Annotated in this window: 21 protein-coding genes; 17 read left to right on the plus strand and 4 right to left on the minus strand. The window is 43.0% G+C overall.

Annotated features, from left to right (window positions below; genetic code table 11):
* The first annotated feature begins 4 nt into the window (after positions 1 to 4).
* The 11 genes from ACFPIK_RS12840 to ACFPIK_RS12890 all read left to right on the plus strand — a co-directional run bounded on the left by ACFPIK_RS12840 (position 5) and on the right by ACFPIK_RS12890 (position 14,846).
* On the plus strand, positions 5 to 982 hold the full coding sequence (locus tag ACFPIK_RS12840; RefSeq protein WP_377915882.1) for an ABC transporter ATP-binding protein: 978 nt from the start codon (positions 5 to 7) through the stop codon (positions 980 to 982).
* Positions 983 to 1,427: 445 nt separating this feature from the next.
* On the plus strand, positions 1,428 to 4,430 hold the full coding sequence (locus ACFPIK_RS12845; RefSeq protein WP_377915884.1) for a PVC-type heme-binding CxxCH protein: 3,003 nt from the start codon (positions 1,428 to 1,430) through the stop codon (positions 4,428 to 4,430).
* Between the two features lie 145 nt (positions 4,431 to 4,575).
* Complete coding sequence (locus ACFPIK_RS12850; RefSeq protein WP_377915886.1) at positions 4,576 to 5,706, plus strand: hypothetical protein; 1,131 nt, start codon at positions 4,576 to 4,578, stop codon at positions 5,704 to 5,706.
* 65 nt (positions 5,707 to 5,771) lie between these two features.
* A complete protein-coding gene (locus tag ACFPIK_RS12855; protein WP_377915888.1) occupies positions 5,772 to 6,374 on the plus strand; it encodes a J domain-containing protein in 603 nt (200 codons plus the stop codon).
* Positions 6,375 to 6,763: 389 nt separating this feature from the next.
* Positions 6,764 to 7,360, plus strand: coding sequence for a hypothetical protein (locus ACFPIK_RS12860; protein WP_377915890.1), 597 nt, complete (start codon positions 6,764 to 6,766; stop codon positions 7,358 to 7,360).
* A gap of 448 nt (positions 7,361 to 7,808) precedes the next feature.
* Positions 7,809 to 8,183, plus strand: coding sequence for a hypothetical protein (locus ACFPIK_RS12865; protein WP_377915892.1), 375 nt, complete (start codon positions 7,809 to 7,811; stop codon positions 8,181 to 8,183).
* A 227-nt stretch (positions 8,184 to 8,410) separates the two neighbouring features.
* Positions 8,411 to 10,453, plus strand: a complete 2,043-nt coding sequence (locus ACFPIK_RS12870; RefSeq protein ID WP_377915894.1) for a glycoside hydrolase family 3 protein — start codon at positions 8,411 to 8,413, stop codon at positions 10,451 to 10,453.
* A 145-nt stretch (positions 10,454 to 10,598) separates the two neighbouring features.
* Complete coding sequence (locus ACFPIK_RS12875; protein ID WP_377915896.1) at positions 10,599 to 11,015, plus strand: hypothetical protein; 417 nt, start codon at positions 10,599 to 10,601, stop codon at positions 11,013 to 11,015.
* A gap of 158 nt (positions 11,016 to 11,173) precedes the next feature.
* Complete coding sequence (locus tag ACFPIK_RS12880) at positions 11,174 to 12,355, plus strand: ATP-binding protein (protein WP_377915898.1); 1,182 nt, start codon at positions 11,174 to 11,176, stop codon at positions 12,353 to 12,355.
* Between the two features lie 92 nt (positions 12,356 to 12,447).
* Complete coding sequence (locus ACFPIK_RS12885; RefSeq protein WP_377915900.1) at positions 12,448 to 13,386, plus strand: alpha/beta hydrolase; 939 nt, start codon at positions 12,448 to 12,450, stop codon at positions 13,384 to 13,386.
* A gap of 290 nt (positions 13,387 to 13,676) precedes the next feature.
* On the plus strand, positions 13,677 to 14,846 hold the full coding sequence (locus tag ACFPIK_RS12890; RefSeq protein WP_377915902.1) for a PAS domain-containing sensor histidine kinase: 1,170 nt from the start codon (positions 13,677 to 13,679) through the stop codon (positions 14,844 to 14,846).
* A gap of 24 nt (positions 14,847 to 14,870) precedes the next feature.
* Here ACFPIK_RS12890 and ACFPIK_RS12895 read toward each other — a convergent pair whose 3' ends face one another.
* Positions 14,871 to 15,593 carry a class I SAM-dependent methyltransferase gene (locus ACFPIK_RS12895; protein WP_377915904.1) on the minus strand — a complete coding sequence of 241 codons (723 nt, stop codon included), beginning with the start codon at positions 15,591 to 15,593 and terminating at the stop codon, positions 14,871 to 14,873.
* A gap of 286 nt (positions 15,594 to 15,879) precedes the next feature.
* Here ACFPIK_RS12895 and ACFPIK_RS12900 point away from each other — a divergent pair, with 286 nt between their 5' ends.
* The 6 genes from ACFPIK_RS12900 (at position 15,880) to ACFPIK_RS12925 (ending at position 19,431) form a co-directional block, all read left to right on the plus strand.
* Entirely contained in the window at positions 15,880 to 16,266 is a 387-nt protein-coding gene (locus tag ACFPIK_RS12900) for a heme-binding domain-containing protein (protein WP_377915906.1), read from the plus strand.
* Between the two features lie 3 nt (positions 16,267 to 16,269).
* Positions 16,270 to 16,746 (plus strand): heme-binding domain-containing protein, encoded by a 477-nt coding sequence (locus ACFPIK_RS12905; RefSeq protein ID WP_377915908.1) that lies wholly within the window; start codon positions 16,270 to 16,272, stop codon positions 16,744 to 16,746.
* A gap of 246 nt (positions 16,747 to 16,992) precedes the next feature.
* Positions 16,993 to 17,388: a hypothetical protein gene (locus ACFPIK_RS12910; protein ID WP_377915910.1), complete on the plus strand. Its 396-nt coding sequence runs from the start codon at positions 16,993 to 16,995 to the stop codon at positions 17,386 to 17,388.
* Positions 17,385 to 17,627 (plus strand): hypothetical protein, encoded by a 243-nt coding sequence (locus ACFPIK_RS12915; protein ID WP_377915912.1) that lies wholly within the window; start codon positions 17,385 to 17,387, stop codon positions 17,625 to 17,627. Before ACFPIK_RS12910 ends, ACFPIK_RS12915 begins: the two co-directional genes overlap by 4 nt.
* Positions 17,628 to 17,782: 155 nt before the next feature.
* Positions 17,783 to 18,856: an alkaline phosphatase gene (locus ACFPIK_RS12920; protein WP_377915914.1), complete on the plus strand. Its 1,074-nt coding sequence runs from the start codon at positions 17,783 to 17,785 to the stop codon at positions 18,854 to 18,856.
* 14 nt (positions 18,857 to 18,870) lie between these two features.
* Positions 18,871 to 19,431, plus strand: coding sequence for a YdeI/OmpD-associated family protein (locus ACFPIK_RS12925; RefSeq protein ID WP_377915916.1), 561 nt, complete (start codon positions 18,871 to 18,873; stop codon positions 19,429 to 19,431).
* A gap of 187 nt (positions 19,432 to 19,618) precedes the next feature.
* Here ACFPIK_RS12925 and ACFPIK_RS12930 read toward each other — a convergent pair whose 3' ends face one another.
* From ACFPIK_RS12930 to ACFPIK_RS12940, 3 genes are read right to left on the minus strand one after another with little or no spacing between them, the layout of a single operon-like run.
* The gene (locus ACFPIK_RS12930) at positions 19,619 to 20,143 is read right to left on the minus strand and encodes a hypothetical protein (protein ID WP_377915918.1); all 525 of its coding nucleotides are present in this window, start codon (positions 20,141 to 20,143) and stop codon (positions 19,619 to 19,621) included.
* A 23-nt stretch (positions 20,144 to 20,166) separates the two neighbouring features.
* Positions 20,167 to 21,453: a hypothetical protein gene (locus ACFPIK_RS12935; RefSeq protein WP_377915920.1), complete on the minus strand. Its 1,287-nt coding sequence runs from the start codon at positions 21,451 to 21,453 to the stop codon at positions 20,167 to 20,169.
* An 11-nt stretch (positions 21,454 to 21,464) separates the two neighbouring features.
* Complete coding sequence (locus tag ACFPIK_RS12940; RefSeq protein WP_377915922.1) at positions 21,465 to 22,046, minus strand: YceI family protein; 582 nt, start codon at positions 22,044 to 22,046, stop codon at positions 21,465 to 21,467.
* Positions 22,047 to 22,166 lie beyond the last annotated feature (120 nt).

Raw genomic sequence — 22,166 nt, forward strand, 5'->3', positions numbered from 1 at the left:
TCCGATGATGCAATATTCCCAATCCACCGCTCTTTCAGGTAACAGCCTTTCTCTTGGCTACACTCACCAAAAAGTCAAAAAAGAGATTTTATCAGAATTGGATTTTACACTTTTCTCAGGCGAACTCACCTGTCTGCTCGGACCCAATGGTGTAGGAAAATCAACACTGATCAAGGCCATTTTAGGGCAAATCCATCCCTGGAAGGGAAGCATCCAACTCGATCAGCGATCCATTATAGACTATTCTGTCGAAGAACTTGCCAAGCAGATCGCTGTGGTGCTGACCGATCCGGTTTTCCCGGGAAATATGACCGTAGGGCAATTGGTAGCTTTGGGCAGAACGCCATATACAGGTTGGTCTGGAAAGTTGAATCCAGCTGACCGCGATATCGTCGAAAAAGCCCTTTCCGATACCAAAATCACCTACCTCCGCGAGGAGCGACTCAGTGAAATCAGCGATGGTCAACGCCAAAAAGCGATGATCGCGCGGGCATTGGCACAAGATGGACAGGTGATGATTCTCGACGAACCCACAGCACACCTTGACTTGGTCAACCGATTTGAGATCATGAGTTTATTGCGAGAAATCGCTCATTCCCAGCAAAAAGCGATTTTGGTCGTGACCCATGATTTGGACATTGCGATTGAGACAGCTGATCGATTTTGGTTGCTTAACTGTGGTACCCCACTCATCTCTGGTAAGCCAGAAGACCTAATTCTTTCCAGTCAGATCAACCAATTGCTTCCAAGTAATAGGTATCGATTTAGCCTAACTCGGGGAAGAATGGAGGCTGAGGAACCAAACATAAATTTTGAGATTAAAGGACCTCAGGAATTGGTTTTTTGGGTGAAAAAGGCACTAATCAAAGCGGGGATTCAGAACTTGGATTCGGAAGTTTCGGTTTCGAAGGAACCATTTTTGATTCGATATAAAGACAAGGAATTTTGCACTTTGCAGGAGCTAGTGATTTTTTTGAAATAGTAAGAAATTGAGGGAATTAAGTCGTTTTCTAGTTCAATTCCTGCCTTGCAAAAATCTGAAATTAGAGAATTAGAATTATTCTTTTGGCTCATTACAGATCGCGCCTTTGGCGCTCTTGGAAAGCCTTTCATCTATTACCCAGAATTGAAATCTGGGTTTAAACAGGATGCGCCTTCAGCGCCTTTTCAATCACCGGCCTTAGAATGAGTCAAAAGTCACTCGTTCCCCCAAAAAGCGTCAGTTTTTCTTTGCTTTTCTGAAATGATTGAACTCAAAGCAAACCAGGAAGAACAGCAAATCATCGCCTGGCGACCTCTTTTTATCCTCTGCGACCTCCGTGGTTAAAACCCCTTGCATTTAATTTTCTTTGATCTCAAACGCATTCCTTCTATTTTGTCATTTGATTGATTTTCAAACTCAATCAAAGCAATAACCCCAAAAACCTATGCGAAAACCTATTCTAGCCTTGGCCGCTTTCGGCCTACTCACTTTTTCCTGCGATACCACCAAGCCCCAACTCACCCAACAACAGTACGATGCACTCACCGACGAGCAAAAACGATCCGTGGAATTTGCGCTAGATGGGATTGAGGTGCTGGACGACCGACTGCAATTGACGCTTTTTGCCTCCGAACCCATGTTAATGAATCCCACCAATATGGACATTGATGATCGGGGTCGGGTTTGGATCACCGAAGCTTACAACTACCGCATCCAACTCAATCCCAAGAATCCCACCAAAGCCGAAGGCGACCGAATCCTGATCCTTGAGGACACCGACGGAGATGGACAAGCGGACAAATCCACGGTCTTCTACCAGGGAACCGACATCAATGCCGCTTTGGGAATTGCGGTATTCGGCAATAAAGTATTCGTCTCCGTCAGCCCGAATGTCTTTGTCTTCACCGATGAAAACGGGGACGATGTGCCTGATAAAAAACAAGTGCTTTTCACGGGAGTGGGTGGTGTGCAGCACGATCACGGCATGCATGCCTTCACGTTTGGACCAGACGGAAAGCTCTATTTCAACTACGGCAACGAAGGCAAAGGACTGCATTATGCCGATGGAACTCCTATTTTGGATCCATTGGGTCGTCCCGTCACTTCAGAGACAGCTCCGTATCAGGAAGGTATGGTTTTCCGTTGTGATCCGGATGGCAGTAATCCGGAAGTTCTAGCCTGGAATTTTCGAAACAACTACGAACTCGCCGTGGACAGCTACGGACGCATGTGGCAGAGTGACAACGACGACGACGGCAACCGCTCCACTCGGATCAACTTCGTAATGGACTATGGCAATTACGGTTTCAAGGACGAGATGACCAAAGCCGACTGGAGAACACGCCGTATCAACCTCGAGGACTCCGTCTGGCGTCAACACTGGCACCTCAACGATCCCGGAGTGGTACCCAACCTGATCCAAAACTATGCAGGTTCGCCTACGGGCATCCTCGTCTACGAAGGCAAACTCCTTCCCGAGGAATATCAAAATCAAGTCATCCACGCCGATGCCGGGCCGAATGTGATCCGCATGTATCCTGTGCAAACTTCAGGAGCCGGTTTTACAGGTGAAGTCAAGCCTATTTTGGATGGCAACAAGCGGGATAACTGGTTTCGTCCATCCGATGTGACCGTAGCACCTGACGGCTCGATCTTCATCTCCGACTGGTACGATCCGGGCGTGGGCGGCCATGCCGTGGGTGATTTGGAAAAAGGGAGAATCTACCGTCTCGCTCCGAAAAAGTCCAAGTACAAGGTGGATGCACCGGATTATTCCTCTATCGAATCCCTTATCGAACTGGTGCAAAATCCCAACCGGGCGATTCACTTCAAGGCGTTTATGGCCTTGAAGGAAAAAGGAGCTGAAGCAAAAGAAGCTTTGGAAAACCTGTATGAGTCAGAAGACTCTCGCATGAAAGCCCGTGCGTTTTGGTTGCTGAGCAAGTTGCCCAATGGGGAAGAATACATCCGAAAAGCCGCAGCAGATGCCAATGAAAATATCCGAGTGGCGGCAGTTCGCGCCTCCCGAATCAACGGAATGAAAGACAATGCCTTCCTGCTTGGACTCGCTGCCGATCCATCGGATCAAGTCCGTCGGGAAGTCGCTGTGGGTATCCGATACGAGGATGCTTCGGACGTTTGGTTGAAACTTGCCGAAGGCTATCGCAGCGGTGACCGTTGGTACCTGGAAGCTTTGGGTATCGCGGCGGAATACCGTTGGGACAGCTATCTGCCGGCCTATCTGGCCAAACTGGGTCAGGGATGGAGCAATTCGCCTGAGGCAAAAGACCTGATTTGGAGGTCGAGATCAGCAGGGACTCCGGCGCTTTTGGAAGAACTGATCCTGGCAGAAAACAGCCCTGCAGATCATCGCTACTACCGGGCTTTAGACTTCCAAACCGCTGATTTGAAAAACCAAACCCTCAAAAACATCCTGGCCAAGGGCCAAAACGAAGATCAGGTGATCATCCTGAGACAGGTGGCTTTTGATCCCAAAAAACCGGATACCCAACTCCTCAACCTGGCCAAAGCCAAGGCAGGAGAAATTGCAGATGACCGGGATTTCCTCGAGATCGTCCGCAAATACCAGTTGAAAGACCAGAAGGAACGCCTACTTGGTTTAGTATATCAGGAGGAAAACCGGGGCTTGGCCAATCAGTCTGCCGGACTTTTCGCAACGCTCTACGGTATGGGCGAGATCGAGCAGGCCATGAAAAATCCGGATGAAACCAAGGCCATCACCGCTATCCGCAAGTTTGGCGCAGTAGATACCCCGGATATGGCAAACCTGCTCAGCAAATTCTGGAAAAACGACAAAGCCTCCGCTGCCATCCGCACCGCTGCCATGGAAGAAGCCAAAGGCTATCAGTCAGAGGCAGTGCTTTGGGAACTGGCCAAAGCGGATCAAATTCCTGCGGACCTGCTTCCGATCGCCCAAAAGATCCTGATGAGCAGCTGGAATGGCAATATCCGAGTACTCGCACTGGAAAAATACGGGGACAGCATCGCCCAAGGCTATGACTTAGTGAAGATGCTCTCTGCCAAAGGTGAAGTGGAAAAGGGAAAAACCCTGGCGGCCACCTACTGCGTGGCCTGTCATAAGATCGGAAACGAAGGTGTGGACTTCGGTCCTGCCCTTACCCAAATAGGAGGCAAACTCAGTCGAGAAGGCCTGATTAATGCGATCATCAATCCCTCCGAAGGCATGGGCTTCGGCTACGAAACCCAACTCGTCAAATTCAAAGACGGCAAGGAAATCCGCTGCATCGTCAACTCCAAGACCGAAAACGACCTAATCGTAAAGCTCGTCGGCAGCAGCGAGCAAACTATCTACAAGCTCGCCGACATCGCCTCCATCACCCAACTATCCGAATCCCTGATGCCAGCCTTCCCGCTGACCGAACAGGAATTGGTGGATTTGGTGAGTTATTTGGAGGGGTTGAAGTGAGGGAAGGAGCCAATTAAAAATTGGATAACATATTTGGGTGTAGTTGCAAACTACACCCAGTAGAAATAAAGATTCGACTACGCTCAGCTGGGGGGGAGGTAAATTCAAATATTAGCAGCAACATTACTAGATCAGAAAAAAGAGGATGAATAGAACTATAGAAATAGAATTTAATAAATTCCCATTAAAACCTCAGGAAAATCTATTGGACTCAACATCCAATAACTACTTAAAATGCATAGATATTAATTTAAAAAAACTAACAGCACTATATAAAATTGAAGAATTTGATGACTATAATAAACCAAAAAATTATCAAGAATTTCCAGCTTTAAAATATCTTGTTCCAAACACTGACTTGTTTAAATTCCAATTAGGACACCCTGGTAAAGGAAAAGACTCACGAAAAGAAAATTCAAGAGTATTAGGACAAACTCTATGTAGATATTTCAATCTAGAGTATTTCGACGCTCCTTATATGGCCAATATTTCTGATTTTATTGGACACCAATTAGGTAATGAATTTAATAATATAAATATAGTAAGAAAATCTTCAGGCGACACACCTGATTTTATTTCTGCAACAAACAATAAATCGATATCTTTATGGGAAGCAAAAGGACGAAGAAGAATTATTTCATTTAATGAAACCGATTTTGAGAAATGGAGAAAACAGTTTGACAGAATTTCTATAATTTGTAATAATATAGAACAAAGTTTAAAGGGATATATTTTTGAAGTTGCTATCGCAAATGAAAGAAACAAACTACCGAATAGCAAAATACTAGTTGAAGACCCAGAAACGAGTGGAGAAAGATTTGACTCTAATGAAGATTTATTTAATCTCATAAAGTCAGGACATTACAAACGTACTTTACAAAAAATGGGACTACAATTCATTGGAGATGCTATCATCTACGCTGAGAAATTAAATCAAAGCAAATATTCATTTCCAACGTACACTTCAAAAAAAACTAAAAAAGAATATATTGGAATTTTCGCAATAAACTTCCCTTTTATCTTGGCTCTTCCATATTGGGAATTTGGTATTATAGAATATAACCAAGGCATCAAACAAAATTCAAAACATTTCTTTGGTATAGAAAAGACAATTTTTAAAAATCTTATTAATGTAGCAAGAGGAAACAGGGAATATTTAAATAGTATAGAAAAAAGAAATGGAAATTTTTCAAATGAGTCACACATAGAGTTTGAGGACGGAACATTATTGTGCAATCCGAATTTAATATCATTTGGAAAAATTGAACAATTTTAAAATCAACACATTAACTTACTAAATAAATATTTGAAAAAATTTTATGAAAACAAACTAGTAATTTTATGAATGGATTTAAAAATTATTATAATATTTTAGAAATTTCCCCATTCTCAAATACCGAAGAGATAAAAAAAGCCTATAAGAATAAGATGAAAATTTGGCATCCTGACATAAATAAAAGTCCAAATTCGCATGAGAAATCCGTCGAAATCCAAGAAGCATTTCAGGTTTTAAGTAGCTTAGAAAAAAGAGCTTTATATGATAATTTTTATTTCAACTTTTATTTACAAAAGCAGTCTTCATCAATTGATCTAGACAAACCTGAAACAATTATACTAACTGAAGTAATCCAAAATGCTCGAAATCAAGCAATATTATTTGTCAATAAAGGCTATAAACATTTCATGAAAGTAATCCATCAAGGTGTTTCATTTATAAATTATATTTTCTTCATTTTTTCAATTTTTTGGATTTCCTCTATTGGAATTGGAATTGGATTTACAATAGCTTATCAAACAATTAATGCTTTTATAGAAAATAAAAAAAATCTTAAACCTATTCCTGTATTTTTTTTATTAATTTTTCTTTCGCTATCAATTTTAATAATATATAAAACAATAAAATTCGCTATTTATAAACTTAAATACGGCCCAGACTCAAAATAATTATGGAAGTATTTGTTGGAATATGCTTTTACTATTTTGTTTACATTTATGTAGGCTCTCCAATTACAGAAAGGTTCATTTCTTCTCAATCAAGTGCTAGACTAGTCGGTATATTTTGTGTTTTTGTTTGGATAGGAATTTTAGGTTTATTTTTGGAGACAGTTAGACATTTTAACTTAAATCTAAATTATACAGGAATAATTATTATCCTCCTAACTTTAATTTCAATAAGACATGAATGGATAAAAGCCAAACGCTATTAGACCTTATATTTGAATATTTAACAACTAAATAATAATCAAAATTAAATTATTTACAGGGTATTTGAATTTTACCATAGATAAAAAAATTGTCTTAATACCTCTAAATAAGTAAAACTTAATACTAAAATGAAAGAAACAATTAAAAAAACTATATTTGTGCTTTTGTTTTTATTCATAATGTTACTCGGGATAATATTTGTTTTTTATTTCACTGCAAAAAACGAAATTGAATTCTCTACGACTCCGGAGAAATTAGAAAATTTAAAAAGTCAGTTAATTTTTCCAAGTAAACCAGTTCCTGAATTTATTTCAACTCAAGAAGAAAAAAATATCTTGTACCAAGCAATAATTTCAGATAATGGAGTGGATAAAACTTTCGTATTCAAAACTGTAATAAGGTTTTCTGATAATCTTGAATTTGAAAACCCTCTTCCCTTAAATTCATCTGATAAAAAAGGATTAAACGAATTAATTTCTTTTAATGAAATTACCGAGGGTTTAAACCCAAGTATCAAATTGCCTGAAAATAACAAAATAGAAAACGGGAGGCATGTAACAATCTTCTCCTCTCAAAACGATCTTTTTATGCCTTTAAAAAATGGAAGTTATTCATTTTACTATGATGAAATTGATAAAGAGGGTACTGTTACTGACATAATCATTTTTGATAGAGATGCAAAGCTATTATACTTTGAAAGAATTAGATATTTCGCATTTCAATAATTCCCCCATTCTGAGCGTAGAATTAGCGGTTGACTGAGCGTAGTTTGCAACTACGCTCTTCTATTCAAACGAATTTGCAATTCGCTAAATCACCTTCTGAATATAGTTTGAAAACGGCCTAGGCGTAGTTTGTAAAACGCCTTTTTCTCCAAACGATCCCGTAAATCTGTCGGGATTTAATTCTGAACCAAACCAGCCTAACAAGATCATAGGCAAGGTTTCGCAGTCACCAAAAAGACGTATATTCATTTCATGGAGAAGGTGCTAAAGATTACTACTTTAAAAGATACCGCCTCTGACTTTGCTTTCTGGTCTACCAAAAGTCCTATCGAACGCCTAGAAGCTGTAGAGCTTCTTCGGCAGCAGTATTTTAGCCTCAACAAAGATGTTCATCCAAGACTTCAAAGAGTTTGTAGAGTTATAAAACAATCATAAAGCGGAATACCTGGTGGTTGGAGGATATGCCGTGGGTATTCACGGACGTCCTAGATATACCGGTGATTTGGACATCTGGCTAAATCCAACCCCCGAAAACGCTCAACGAGTTTTGGATTGTGTGAATGAATTTGGCTTTTCATCTTTTGGTCTCAGCCTACAGGATTTCACCAAAGAAGGCAATATCGTCCAACTTGGGTATCCTCCTCTTCGAATTGATTTACTGACCCAGATTGATGGAGTGACATTCGACGAGTGCTTTAAAAATAAAAAGGAAGTCGAGTTCGAAGGACTTGTAGTCAACTTCATAGGGTATCAGGACCTGTTGAAAAACAAAAAAGAATCAGGCCGTTTGAGAGACTTAGACGACATCAATAACCTTATTTAATGATGCTCTTTTCTTATATTTTTTAGGAAAAAATCATCAATTGCCAACATGGGGCTACGACACTTGTTATTCTGCGACTCCGCTTCACAATTTTTTAGCAGAAGGTTTTCCATCAACCTCCTCAAACTCTTAACATTTCCTAGTTAAGCGCTTATTGACTCGTTTGCGATAATACCTATATTGAAAACGTTATTCCGATCACTTGACAATCAACCCAAACCCAATTCATGAAACATACCCTTACCGGAATTGCGCTGCTTTTTTTAGGCGCAAGTCCTGCTTTCGCTCAGGGCACCTACACCAACCAGCCACCGATTGAAGCCCGAGCAGTAGACCTGCTGCATCAAAATCAACTCCTTTTCAAGGATCTCAACAAAAATCAAAAACTGGACATCTATGAAGATTGGCGACAGCCGCTGGACAAGCGCGTGGCGGATCTGGTGAGTCAGATGACACTGGAAGAAAAAGTTGGGATGCTACTGATCAACACGCTCAATGCAGGAGAAAAGGGAAAAATGACGGATGGAGCAGTGGACCTGATTGAAAATCAAAAAATGTCCCGCTTCATATTCAGAAACACGGTCAAAAATAATCCCGTAAGCACAGGACCCGGAAATGGGTTTGCCGGCACTCAAATCAGCCCTTATGAAGCCGCACAATTTATGAATGCGGTGCAGGAACTTTCTGAAAGCACACGATTGGGCATTCCTGCGCTATTCAAATCCAACTCCAGAAACCACATGGAAATCGACGCCCGGGCGGGTATCAATGAGGAATCAGGGTCTTTCTCGGCTTGGCCAAAAGAAAGCGGTTTGGCTGCAACCCGCGACATGGAGCTGATTGCCGACTTTGCAAAGATCATGTCGGAGGAATGGCGAGCCATCGGCCTGCGCGGCATGTATGGCTATATGGCAGACTTGTCCACCGAGCCAAGATGGTATCGGGTGCACGAAACGTTCACGGAAGACAGCGAATTGGCCTCTGAGATCATTACCACATTGATCAAAAATCTGCAAGGAGATCGTCTAAATTCAAAAAGCATCGCCTTGACCATCAAACACTTTCCGGGCGGTGGACCTCAAGAAGGGGGCGGAGATCCGCATTACGATTATGGAAAAAACCAAATCTATCCAGCAGGCAAGTTCGATTTCCATTTGGCCCCTTTCCGGGCGGCGGTAGATGCCGGAGCTTCCTCGATTATGGCTTACTATGGCATTCCTGTTGGGCAGTCCTACCTCCCAAATAATGTGGGCATGGCTTTTTCCAAAGGCATCCTGACTGACCTTCTGCGCAACAAACTCGGCTTCAAGGGCTATGTGAATTCCGACACGGGAATAATCGGGGATAGAGCCTGGGGATTGGAGGATAAAACCGTGGAAGAACAAATCCTCATCGCCTTGGAGGCTGGCACCGATGTCCTCTCCGGATTTAGCAACAACAAACAACTCTTAGCCTTGGTGGAATCTGGTAAACTCGCCGAAAGCCGAGTGGATCTATCCGTGACGAGGTTGCTGAAAGAACAATTTGAACTTGGTCTGTTTGAAAATCCTTACGTCGATCCCAACCGGGCCGCTTACATCGTAGGGAATGCCTCTTTTCAACGAAAGGCTGACCTGGCTCAACGGAAATCCATCGTACTTCTGCAGAACAAATCCGTCCTCCCACTTGCCCAGCCCAAGGGTCAGGACACGCTTCAAATTTTCACCATGGGGATGAATGCAGCCTTGTTTGAAGATCGTGCTTGGGCAAATTACAAGGTGACCACAGGAGAATACAACAAATCCAAAGGTGAAAAATTACCGTCCATTTCGAAGGATACAGACTTCGCAATTATTAGAGTTCAGATCACGAATGACCCGGGAACGGATCGACGGTTTGGTGGAGCACTTCCCGAGGAGCTCAACTTTTTAGCCCTTTCCGAAATGGCAAAATCCAAGTCTTGGAAGATCTCTCCGTCTTTGGAAGACATCCAGTCCGTGATGGAAACACTAGGGCCCGAAAAGACCATTTTGGCCATTGACTTCCGTCAGCCCTATGTCTTAGATGAAGGGAGCGGCGTACTCAATGCGGGTGGTCTATTGGCTACTTTTGGGGTGAGTGATGCGGCCCTGATGGACATCATTATGGGTAAGTTTAATCCTACCGGAAAGCTTCCTTATGCACTGGCCAAAACCAGCGCTGCTGTCATTGCACAAGACCCTGATGCTCCGGGTTATCCCGAAAAAGACACCCTATTTCCATTTGGATTTGGGCTGAATTACAAGGAATAAAACTCAGAAAATTTAGGTTGGAAAGATAATTATTGAATCTCGATGGAAGGGTGGAATTCCAATTTCCACCCTTTTCTTTTTAGGATTTTGACTACATTCATCAGTGTCTATTTCAAGAAATCCTAACCAAATAAAGCATCAGCTGATGAAGCAGAAATACAAATCAGTCAAAAGGATTTTGCAGCTAATCTGTCTACTATTGACGCAGAGCTGTATATCCGAGGATCCGACCATACTTTCCGGAAAGGTAGTGGACACTAAGACTGATGCTGGAATTCCCGGGGTCACCGTGTTAATTAGTGCTTATGAGAAAGCTCCATTCCTTACACTAGCTAGTATTATCAGAGAAGACACCCTTATCTCGGATAGCCAGGGAAAATTTCGTCTTGTGATTCCTTACAACGAACAGGTTTCCCGTTTTACAGTAACTATTTTGAAAGTGGTAGCCACAGGCACCTATGAATTTGCCAAGGGGAAAGATTGCTCGCCTTATGATTGCAGCTCCTTCCTTCCCGGAAAAGTGCATCAATTCAGGGTAAGGATTCCTCTGGATTCACTTTAGGAAGGAAATTCAAAAACTACCTGTTTAAGCTCAAAAAGCCGCCTTCGAAAAAGTCTATCTTCATGAAGAACCTCTTTTTGCTTTTTACAAAAAGCATTTTGTATTTTTGCTTTATGTAAAAACTATTTTTGGTTTTTGCTTTTTGAAAAAACCAATTTATGGAATACTTGATCGAGAAGTCCGCACGCAAATCCAAACAAGTTCAAAGTAAGAAGAAACGATATCTCTACGAGCAGATTGACTGGCAACAGCGGTTGATTCTACTGCTTGGGTATCGAGGCGCGGGCAAAACGACTATTTTGCTACAGCAGCTACTTGCCTCATCTGAGCAGAGTATTTACATGAGTTTGGATGATTTCTATTTTGAGACCCACCGGTTGGTAGAGACGGTAGCAGAGCTTTATGGAATGGGTTATCGCTTGTTTTTATTGGATGAGGTACATCGGTATGAGATGTGTTCAAAGGATCTCAAGCAGCTGTATGATGACTATGAAGACATCAGAGTAGTAGCCACAGGGTCTTCTATTTTGGATATCAGCCAAGGAAATGCCGACTTGTCAAGAAGGGCGTCCGTCTATCATTTGCACGGATTATCCTTTCGTGAGTATCTGAGTTTTAAGAAAAATCTGGTGCTAAAAAGCCTCCCATTACAGGAAATCCTAACCCACCATCATTTGATCACCCCTGATCTGCTTGACAAATTTGACTTTGAATCTGATTTTCAGAACTATCTCAAATCTGGCTATTTCCCATTCTTTTTAGAAGCAAACAAAACCTACTTCCAAAAGCTCCAGGAAACTATTCACTTGGTCATCGACTCGGATATTACACCTTACGAACAGTTACAGCACGCCACAACCAAGACTTTAAAAAAACTCTTATTCGTACTGAGTGAATCCGTACCCTTCACACCAAACATCAATAAGCTGGCTGAAAAGCTAGAAACCCCTAGAAACACGGTACTCAGGCTTCTGGATATTTTGGAAAAAGCCCAGATTTTGCTCTTACTCAGATCATCTACTTCTGGGATCAGCTATTTGCAGAAACCGGAAAAAATTTACCTCCACAACCCCAATTTCATCCATCTTTTCTCGCCCACCATGGCCAATTTGGGCAATATCAGAGAAACTTTCTTCTTTAATCAGGTAAGTGCTGTGCATGCAGTGACCTCCTCTAAATTTGGAGATTTCATGGTAGACGACACCTTCGTTTTTGAGATTGGAGGACCTTCCAAAACCAGCGAGCAAATCCGTGGAGTTCCCAATTCCTACTTGGCTTTGGATATAGCAGGAGGAAATGATAAAAGAATCCCACTTTGGCTGTTTGGCATGCTGTATTAAAACCAAATCTGAATTAAGCTCAAATAATTTACCCTTAATTTTTCCCACAAAACCAATATCTTACTCCATTCAAACCCAAAAAACCTAAACCCATGAACAATCTGATTAAATCAGGCTTTATCGCCTTATCGCTTGGATTTTCTATTCAAGCCTTTGCCCAAGACGGCACCATCTACCCGCTCGAAAATCCCAAGGAACCCAACGCCATCCTACTCGGCACTGGCGGAGTGGAAAATCAGCCTGCTCCGGAGACTTGGTTTCGACAGTGGGGTGATCCCATGGCACGGAATATTTCTACAGCTACCTTGACTCCTTTCCTACCCGAACCCGGCAAAGCAAATGGCGCCGCTGTAATTGTGGCACCGGGAGGTGGCTTCAGCTGGCTGTCTATGGGCAATGAAGGTTGGGAAGTGGCTGAAGCGCTTGCCAAGCAGGGAATCGCTGCTTTTGTATTGAAATACCGATTGAATCCTACACCACCCTCACTCGAGGACTTCTCAGCCTGGATGAACCGACCCCGACCTGCTGCTCCTGCACCACCAGCCACAGGTACCTCAGCTTCGGCTACTCCCGCACCTCGACCTCCACAGCGAGACCTTTCCAATCAATTGGAAGATGCCGAGGCAGCGTATGCGATGATTGTCAGCCGAGCCAAGGAATGGGGAGTGGACATCAACCGGATAGGAATGATCGGTTTCTCCGCAGGCGCAGGACTGACCATGCATGCCACGCTAAATTCCAAAACCATGAAACTGGCCTTTATCGGCCCGATCTATGGTGGCATGGGACCTGTGGAAGTACCAAAAGATGCTCCTCCCATGTTTAATGTGATTGCAACAGATGATTTCCTTTTCCAAGGGCAAACTGGCATCATCGAATCCTGGCACAAGGCAGGTCGTCCCGTTGAATTTCACCTTTACCAAAACGGAGGCCATGGCTTTGGTCTAGGTAATCCCAACCGCACGAGCAACCGCTGGTTTGACGCCTTTATGCATTGGTTGGACGTCAATAAGTTTTTGGTAAAGGGATAAATTAAATCTGATCCAAGATCTCAATTGAGAACTTAGTATGGGTATTTATATCTCCAAAAAGGAATACTCATAGTAGAGAGATGTATTTAAATTTTAGATTTCGAGCTTTGAATAAAAAGCAAGAAAATGAAACTAATTTACATCTTGAAAGTGATAACCATTTAATGAATAGCGTTTTTCACAAATAATAGGGATAAAGGGTATTAGGCTATTAAAAAGAAAAACCATCTTCGCGAAACCAAACGGATTATCCTAATACCTCCCTTTTCACCCCTACTTAGTACTTGGCTATGGCGAAAGAAGCCCTAAACAAAGAGCTAATTGAGCTCAAAAAAGCTTATCATGATCTTCAAATCAACGAAGAACGCTATCGTCTGATCGCTGATCATGTGCGGGATGTCATCTGGACCATGAAGCTGGACGGGAGCATCACCTATATCAGCCCTGCTATAGAAGCTGTAAGGGGACTGACAGTAGAAGAAGCAAAAAATCAAGCCATCCACGAAATACTTACACCGGAATCGGTTCTCAAAGTCGGTGCATACATGCAGGAGCAATACATAGCCTATACAAGTGGGTTGCCTTTGTCCAGCTTTAAAGGACAAGTGGATTACTACCGAAAAGACGGTTCAATTCTCCACACCGAGGTACTTACCTATCCGATTTTGGGAGAAGATTTCGACTCTACACTCATCCTTGGGGTCACCCGTGATATTACCGAAAGAAAGCAATTTGAATCCCGGCTGTTGGAACAGGCTCAAATTCTAAATGAGCTCAATGCCACCAAGGATAAGTTTTTTTCGATTATAGCCCATGACCTCAAAAATCCGATACGATCTATCCTTGGATTCAGTGAACTCATCCAAGAAGAGGCAAAAGAAGGGAAAAACCAACCCATCAGTTCTTATGCAGACATCCTTCATTCTTCTGCAAAACATACCGCAGAATTATTGGAAAATCTGCTCGATTGGGCTAAAACCCAGCAAAACAGCTTCCCTTTTTCGCCCAGTGAAGTGGCAATTAATGATCTGATCTCAGAGGAAATCAACATTCTCAGACCTACAGCTGATCATAAAAACATAAAACTGATAGATGCCACAGTAGATCAGATTATGGTGACTGTGGATAGGAAAATGATCGGAACAGTAATCCGAAACTTGATATCAAACGCGATCAAGTTTACCAAAAACGGCGGTTCGATAACAGTGGACGCTTGCCTGCTGCCTGAATCAGCGGTCGTCGCAGTCACGGATACAGGTATAGGTATGAGTGAAGAAAACCTATCAAAACTATTTCACATCGTGGATGGATTTACCACACGGGGCACCGATAATGAAAAAGGCACAGGACTGGGATTGGCACTGTGCAAGGAGTTTATTGAAAAGCATGGCGGAGAAATCCAAGTTAGCAGTGAGTTGGGAATGGGCAGCAAATTCAGTTTTACCATTCCGCTTAAGTGATAGGTATTCCTGAATTTTTAAAACTCACTCCCCCACCTTTTCAAACACCAAAAAGTGCTGAATTTTCATAAACTGACCGTTTTGGACGAGTTTGAATCCATTGGCAGTCAGTTCTTTTTCGGCCTGCTTGACAGTCATTTTGTGAAGGGGCTTGATGGCTACTTCGGGATCTTCTCCCCGAAATTCAATCAATAACAGCTTCCCTCTTGGTTTCAAGGATTGGCGGATGGCTGCGAGCATTTCCACGGGAAATTCAAGCTCATGGTACACATCCACCATGATCGCCAAATCAACAGATGCGGAAGGCAGGTTAGGGCTTTTCTCCGTTCCCATTACAGGAACCACATTTGAAAAACCAAGTTCTTTAGATTTTGACTTTAGGTAATTGATCGCCTGATCTTGGATTTCCACCGCATAGACCTTGCCTTTGGGTACTTTGGGGGCAATTTTAAAGGTGTAATGGCCCGATCCCGCACCGATATCCGCGACCACGCTGGATTCGGTCACGGGTAGATTCTTGATGGCCAACGATACACTTTCCTCTTGTTCGCGACTCCGACGCTCGAGCCATGACATGCCTTCGAAGCCCATCACAAAAGAAATCTCTCTTCCCATATAGACCTTCCCTATACCATCATAGCTTGGGGTTTTGTAAGTATAGACAGGGGCATTTCCTTTTTGGGCTAGCACTTCCCCTGAAACCATCAGCATCACTCCCGCGATTATCCCTATGATTCGTTTTTTCATCTTTGCTCTTTTTGAATGACAACCCTTTTCGGAATCTGGGTGTTTGAAATCCAATTCTTTGCCATCCGATAATTACTGCTTCTCAAGTGAAGGCTCAACATTTTGTCGACATAATCGAGTCATTTATCCCTGTATTTCGAGCATTTAGTCTATTGCTACTTTTTGAAAACACCTTGAAAACAACCAATTACTCAATCATTCAGTATATTGAAATGAGTTTTTACCAAATAAAATTGCTTCGTTTAAAATTCTTACAGAAATTCCTTTTTAACCCTTTTATCTCACTATGAAAAAATTAGCCTTTCTCCCCGTTGCTGCCTTGGTTGGTATTCTTTTCCTCCAAGCCAATCCAAAGCCTGAAGCAGACACCTTTCACGCCATGCAACCCGAAGCACCGGCTTTGCCCGCTGAAGTGAAAGCCATCGTGCAGCAAAAATGCTATGGCTGTCACAACCCTCAATCCAAGAATGAAAAAGGCAAAGCCAAGTTGGATTGGGATGCTTTAGAAGCTGCCAAAAAGTCCAAATCCCTCGCTACCATGGGCAAAATCAAGGAAACCCTCGAAGAAGGCACCATGCCGCCAGCGAGATTTTTGGAGTCCAATCCGGACAAAAAACTAACCGCAGAAGAAGCAGCTACCCTTCTGCAATGGACCACCGGTAAAAAGAAATAAACCATGAAAGTCTGGCAATACCTGATCGGAGGGCTGGCAGTAATTGGTGCGGCTATTCAATTGGTGCCCAATGAACTGCCCGAAGTAACCACCGATAATCCCGGAGACCTCATCGGAACAGGGGTAGTAGATGGAGAAGTGGCAGGAATTCTAAAGAGTGCCTGCTACGATTGCCACAGCAATGAGACCAAATATCCCTGGTATTCCCATGTGGCGCCGATCTCCTGGCTAGTAGCCAAAGATACCCGAGAAGGACGCGAAGAACTCAATTTTTCCAATTGGACGAATTATGACATGATGGAAAAGCTGGAGAAACTCGATGACATCGCTATCGAAGTAGGTGAAGGCGAAATGCCGATGAAAATCTACACCTATGTCCATGCGGAGGCTAAACTCAAAGACTTGGATCGCAAAAAACTCATCGAATGGGCGGAAGCGCTGATGGATGTGGTAGCCGAAGAAGAGGAAAGCACAGAATAATTCTTACCTACTCAATTTAGAAAGCACAAAAAGGGTAAATCAGAAATGGTTACCCTTTTTCGTTTTGTGTATTAATGTAATCTGATTATCCGCTTTTCTACCATTAACCAAATAAGACAAGGTTTGAAATCCTGCTGGAGGTGCTGGAGACTGTCGTCTGTGGTCAGTCGATGAATATCCGCAGTCTTTAAAGCCGATGACCTACTTGGTGGTAAGATTGCGGATATTTATATTATGTAAAAAAGCATGAAGCCATTAATTCGAAATCTTCTGATTTTCCTGTTCCCTCTTGTTTTCATCGTGTCGGTCAATGAGTATTCGAGGCTTCAACTCGAACCGACAGCATACCAAAGCAGAGGTCAGGCTACACTCAATCCTGCAAGTCTGGATCCCGAAAAATGCACTTGGGCTTGTCACAACGATACAGGCTATTGCAAAGCCCATCATGTGAAATTCGATTCCTCTTATTTTGCTTTTACGGATCCACTCTATTTCGGCATGATCACTTTGTTAAAAGGATTTGGTAATTATGGCCTAGCCAATATTTTGATTCTGGTCCTTTTCGTACCTCTTTTGATATTTTTCCTTTTGATCAAGTCACTTCACATCCAAGATCAAATCAACCGACTTCGAAAACCATGAAAGAAATCCTCCAAACTGCCTACTGGGCATATAATTACTGCACCGACTTTGTGATCAACTTGGCCAATATCCTGAATCTGTCTTACTATGAGATCAATTTTATACTATTCATCATTGGCTACCCTACCTTGATTTTTGGGACTGCCTTGTTGCATTTTAATCAAAGGAGGAGACTAAGGAAAATGATCAAATTCAATGGACAAAGAACAAGCTCAATGAGCAATGAGCAAACTCAATGAACAATGAACAAATTCAAGGCTCAAAAGTAACACCAACCTTGCAATTGAAAATTGGCCATTGGCCATTTGCCATTGGTAATTGAAAATTGTGAATTGGTCATTGAAAATTGGTCATTGATTATTTGCCCCCTATTTTACCCAAAAAACCAAGCTCTATGAAGAAAAGATACCTAATCCTACTCGCGCTTTCTCTTTGCAGCAGCCCCACTTGGGCTCAGAAAAAAGTCAAACATCCCAAAAACATCATCCTGATGATCGGGGACGGCATGGGAGTTTCGCAGATTTATGCAGGAATGACCGGCAATTTTGGACAGCTCAACTTAGAGCGGATGCCTGTGGTCGGTTTTCATAAAAATCAGGCAAGCAATGCCTTTGTGACGGATTCGGCAGCCGGCGCCACGGCTTTTTCCTGTGGGGTAAAAACCTACAACGGAGCCATTGGAGTCGATGCTGCAGGCAATCCGCTGCCCACCATCCTGGAAATGGCCGAAGAAAACGGACTTGCTACCGGACTCATTGCCACCTGCTCGATCACACATGCCACGCCGGCAAGCTTTATCTCTCATCAGCCTTCCCGATCACTGGATGAAGACATAGCCAAGGACTTTCTCGCTACAGATATCGATGTATTTATCGGGGGAGGAAGAAAGTTTTTTGCTGACCGAAAAGACGGATTAAACCTGGTCGACTCCCTTAAATCCAGAAATTACCAAATCGCCCACTCCATCGAGGAAGTTCAGCAAGTGAAAAGCGGAAAACTCGCAGCATTCCTTGCCGATGAACAGCAGCCCAGATATTCAGCAGGGCGCGGCGACCAACTTGTCAAATCTACCGAGACAGGTCTTGAATTGCTTAAAACCAACAAAAAAGGCATGTTTTTGATGATTGAAGGTTCGCAGATCGACTGGGGCGGCCATGGCAATGACACCCAATACATCGTGGAAGAAATGATCGATTTTGACCAAGCGATTGGCAAAGTATTGGATTTTGCAGAAAAGGATGGGAACACCCTCGTGATCATCACGGCTGATCATGAGACAGGCGGATTTTCAGTGAACAAGGGCGACACCAAGACCGGGATGGTCGAGGGCAAATTCACCACCGGAAGCCACACCGGCGTGATGATTCCTGTGTTTGCTTATGGTCCCGGATCAGAAAAATTTGCCGGCATCTATGAAAACAACTCCATTTTCCATAAAATGGTAGAAGCATTCCGTTTTAAAAAATAAACCTTCTACCTATCATGGATCGATCCCAAAACTGGCCCAATGAAGTACAGCGACTGCTCGAAATCATCCGAAAAACCGGCTTGGAAGAAACCATCAAATGGGGAGAAAAGTCCTTCACCTATAAGGGCAGAAACGTGGTAGGCTGCCTGGGTTTCAAAAACCATTTTGTGCTTTGGTTTTACAATGGCGTATTTCTTTCCGATCCGTATAAGGTCTTGCAAAATGCCCAAGAAGGAAAAACCAAGGCCATGAGGCAATGGAGATTTCAGTCAGCAGAGGAAATCGATGAGATCAAAATACTGGAATATATCCGCGAAGCCATTCAAAATGAAGAAGAAGGCAGGGTTTGGAGACCTGAAAAGACATCAGAAATAGAGATTCCTGCTCTTTTCCAGGAAAAGCTCAACAAAGACTCCCAGCTAAAGTCATCTTTTGAATCCCTGAGTTCATTCAAACGGAAAGAATACTTAGAGTATCTCATCACCGCCAAGCGCGAAGCCACCCAAATCAGTCGAATGGAAAAAATCATTCCCATGATTTTGGAAGGAAAAGGATTGAATGACAAGTACAGGTAATGATGGAAGACAGGTAGCCTGTCCCGAAGAATTACGGGGACCGAAGACTGAAGATTTCCAAAAATATGGCTTGACATGGTCATCTGACATTCTAAAATGCCTCGCTCAGGATTCCGTAAATTCATGTTTTAAAAAGCGAAACCACCAAAAAAGAGAAAGCCTCCCGAGATTCGAGAGGCTTTCTTACTTAGGCACCGAGGAGGATTTCCAGATCGAGTTGGTCTTCGACTTTGACCAGTCCTCCAAACTTACTTGGAGGTGTGAGATGAAGCAGATCAAAGTTGAGAATCAATTTCCCGTTTAGCCCCTTTGGATTTCGCTCCAGCATCAGATCAGGAAACTCCAGCTTTCTTCCTACCAGATTCAAACTTAAGTGGCAGAAAATCTTGCCTGACTTTTCCCTGAAATTGGCCACTTTGACATAAGCAAATGGATAATCATCAGCTTTGAGGGTAGACCTGAAATCACTGTTGAGCAGGAAATTACCGCAGGAAAAACTTTTAACCGGGATTTTAAACTCAAGGCCCTTTCTGACCTCGGTGGAATTTATTCGAAGCGTATCCGCCATTCCGGCCCTGGAAAAATCACAGTTGAATTTACCTACTGAAGTATATCCACTGACCTGTATTTTCTGCTGGGTGATGACCAGTTCTTTTCTCTCCTGGATTCCAGAAGAGAAAAGAAGCAGGGCCAAAAGAGCGAGCAAACGCATGGGTTTATATTCTTTATTTTCGATTAGAATCCGATCACACCTTCGATCATCAAGCCGTTGAATTTACCACCATTTCGGATATCGTTGGCTGCAAATCCATCGTAGTTTTGAACTACATATTCGACTTTAGCCAGGATGTTTTTGGAGATAAACCAACCACCGCCGATCTGAGTACGGTCTAGAGTCACATCCAATCCGCTTCCAGCCAATTTACCTTTTACTTGGTTGTATCTGCCGGCTACGTAGAAGTTTTCATTCATTCCAAATCTGTAGACCAAATCCGCACCGAATTGGTTCCAAGTTCTGTCTTTGGTCTCGTTGGAAGCACGGCCTTTGGAAGTTTCGAAATTACCGAAGAGCTCCAATCCTTTGAACTTCAAGAATGGGTTGATCACAGTAGCGGTGATGTTGTCTGTCTGACCTGGGTTGATACGGCCTGAGGTAAACTGAGCATTGGTAGTAGCAAGGGTATTTTCCATCACTAGGTAGTATCTGGAACCTGCACGGTCACCACCGTAAAGGGTATTTCTTGCAGAGCTTGAAGTAGTGTAGATAGATCCGGTCACTCTCAATCTCAAATCATCAGAAAGCTGCTTGTCGTAACCCACTTTACCGATCCAAGACAAAGCTCTGTCTTTGGGTCTGGTGATACCACCTTGGATTTCACCACCGGTCACACCGGCTACGAGGATAAATCCGTTGTTTTGGAAAGTCAAGTCACCCCCCACTTCGGTAGTAAAGGCATCCATGATGTAGTTACCGACGAATGGGTTGTACATCGCGTTACCATTGTCTGTTCTTCTGAAGTGAGCATCACCGTAATTGATCTCCATGTGACCCACTCTAAGAGTCAAGTATTTGGAGAACCACTCCGGATTACCCAAGAATGGCAGTTTGTCAAATTGTAGGTAACCGCCTTTTACCCATGTTTCTTGGTGGTGTCTGGAAGACAGGTAAGTGATCAGATTCAATCTTACCCCGTCCATTACTTCTACGTCAATGTTCAAGTTTGCAGTAGCCAAGTTGCTACCTGCACCGATTTCGATCAGTTGGTTCACATTAACCCCGTTTGAAATCACCGGTGTTGCTTTATTCTCGTGACTGAGGTTTTGAAGCTGCTGAGCAAAGTGTCCCCCTACTCTTACTTTGACACCTTCAAAGGCTACAGTATCCTGCTTACCTGTTTCGAAGATGTTTGTACCTCTTTGGTCATACGGTCTCCAATATTGGACGTCTCTTTGCAGCCCTTGAGCCAAACCTACGGCAGAAATGCCGGCGGCGAGAATTGCGGAAAATAGATACTTCTTCATAATTATTTGGATTAAATGGTGGGTTGAAATGTTGATTTAAAAGATAGTTTGATATCGTCTTCGGTTTTGACAGTGCCCATCAGCGCGGTAGGCGGAGTCACGTTAAAGGTGGTGAGCTTAGTCGCAAAGCTTCCTTCAAAGGTGAACTTGCCGGCATTGGCTGTCATTTTCACCGGGAAGCTTACAGGCTTAGTCACCCCTGCGATGGTCAGGTCACCTTTGGCAACCATGGAAGCGCCAGCTCCGGTCAATTCTTTAAGCACAAATCGGATTTCCTTATTCTTCTCCGTGTTTAGTGCCTTGTAGGCATTGGTATCCAGTCCTTTGGTTCCGCTTTTGAGTGTTTCGGCTTGTAGGGAAATGCTAAGGCTTTTGGCTGTTTTGAATTGCCCGCCTTCCACTACAAAAATACCTTCTCCCTTGGCTGTCGTAGAGACCATGTGCCAATCATGAAGCGTAGACCCGCCATCCACCTTAAACTCAGGTGAGGCAGCCATGACATATTTGGTTTGGGAGAATCCGTTTACTGATCCCAGCAATAGCAAGGCGATCAATATGATTAAAGGGTTGTGCTTGAAAATATTCATCATCATTAGGCTTGATTTGATGATGCTAAACTCCGAATGAACTGCTGCTAAATAGCTGACAAAAGTCAGGTAAACCCATGATTGATCACAGAGCAAAAAATGACTTTCTGAAATTTTATACGGTTT

Origin of the sequence: Algoriphagus aquatilis, assembly GCF_042657405.1 — a bacterium.
Taxonomy (GTDB): domain Bacteria; phylum Bacteroidota; class Bacteroidia; order Cytophagales; family Cyclobacteriaceae; genus Algoriphagus; species Algoriphagus aquatilis.

Coding starts and splice junctions, on each gene's coding strand:
- ACFPIK_RS12840 (WP_377915882.1), top strand. CDS start 5: ATGATGCAATATTCCCAATCCACCGCTCTTTCAGGTAACAGCCTTTCT.
- ACFPIK_RS12845 (WP_377915884.1), top strand. CDS start 1,428: ATGCGAAAACCTATTCTAGCCTTGGCCGCTTTCGGCCTACTCACTTTT.
- ACFPIK_RS12850 (WP_377915886.1), top strand. CDS start 4,576: ATGAATAGAACTATAGAAATAGAATTTAATAAATTCCCATTAAAACCT.
- ACFPIK_RS12855 (WP_377915888.1), top strand. CDS start 5,772: ATGAATGGATTTAAAAATTATTATAATATTTTAGAAATTTCCCCATTC.
- ACFPIK_RS12860 (WP_377915890.1), top strand. CDS start 6,764: ATGAAAGAAACAATTAAAAAAACTATATTTGTGCTTTTGTTTTTATTC.
- ACFPIK_RS12870 (WP_377915894.1), top strand. CDS start 8,411: ATGAAACATACCCTTACCGGAATTGCGCTGCTTTTTTTAGGCGCAAGT.
- ACFPIK_RS12875 (WP_377915896.1), top strand. CDS start 10,599: ATGAAGCAGAAATACAAATCAGTCAAAAGGATTTTGCAGCTAATCTGT.
- ACFPIK_RS12880 (WP_377915898.1), top strand. CDS start 11,174: ATGGAATACTTGATCGAGAAGTCCGCACGCAAATCCAAACAAGTTCAA.
- ACFPIK_RS12885 (WP_377915900.1), top strand. CDS start 12,448: ATGAACAATCTGATTAAATCAGGCTTTATCGCCTTATCGCTTGGATTT.
- ACFPIK_RS12890 (WP_377915902.1), top strand. CDS start 13,677: ATGGCGAAAGAAGCCCTAAACAAAGAGCTAATTGAGCTCAAAAAAGCT.
- ACFPIK_RS12895 (WP_377915904.1), bottom strand. CDS start 15,593: ATGAAAAAACGAATCATAGGGATAATCGCGGGAGTGATGCTGATGGTT.
- ACFPIK_RS12900 (WP_377915906.1), top strand. CDS start 15,880: ATGAAAAAATTAGCCTTTCTCCCCGTTGCTGCCTTGGTTGGTATTCTT.
- ACFPIK_RS12905 (WP_377915908.1), top strand. CDS start 16,270: ATGAAAGTCTGGCAATACCTGATCGGAGGGCTGGCAGTAATTGGTGCG.
- ACFPIK_RS12910 (WP_377915910.1), top strand. CDS start 16,993: ATGAAGCCATTAATTCGAAATCTTCTGATTTTCCTGTTCCCTCTTGTT.
- ACFPIK_RS12915 (WP_377915912.1), top strand. CDS start 17,385: ATGAAAGAAATCCTCCAAACTGCCTACTGGGCATATAATTACTGCACC.
- ACFPIK_RS12920 (WP_377915914.1), top strand. CDS start 17,783: ATGAAGAAAAGATACCTAATCCTACTCGCGCTTTCTCTTTGCAGCAGC.
- ACFPIK_RS12925 (WP_377915916.1), top strand. CDS start 18,871: ATGGATCGATCCCAAAACTGGCCCAATGAAGTACAGCGACTGCTCGAA.
- ACFPIK_RS12930 (WP_377915918.1), bottom strand. CDS start 20,143: ATGCGTTTGCTCGCTCTTTTGGCCCTGCTTCTTTTCTCTTCTGGAATC.
- ACFPIK_RS12935 (WP_377915920.1), bottom strand. CDS start 21,453: ATGAAGAAGTATCTATTTTCCGCAATTCTCGCCGCCGGCATTTCTGCC.
- ACFPIK_RS12940 (WP_377915922.1), bottom strand. CDS start 22,046: ATGATGATGAATATTTTCAAGCACAACCCTTTAATCATATTGATCGCC.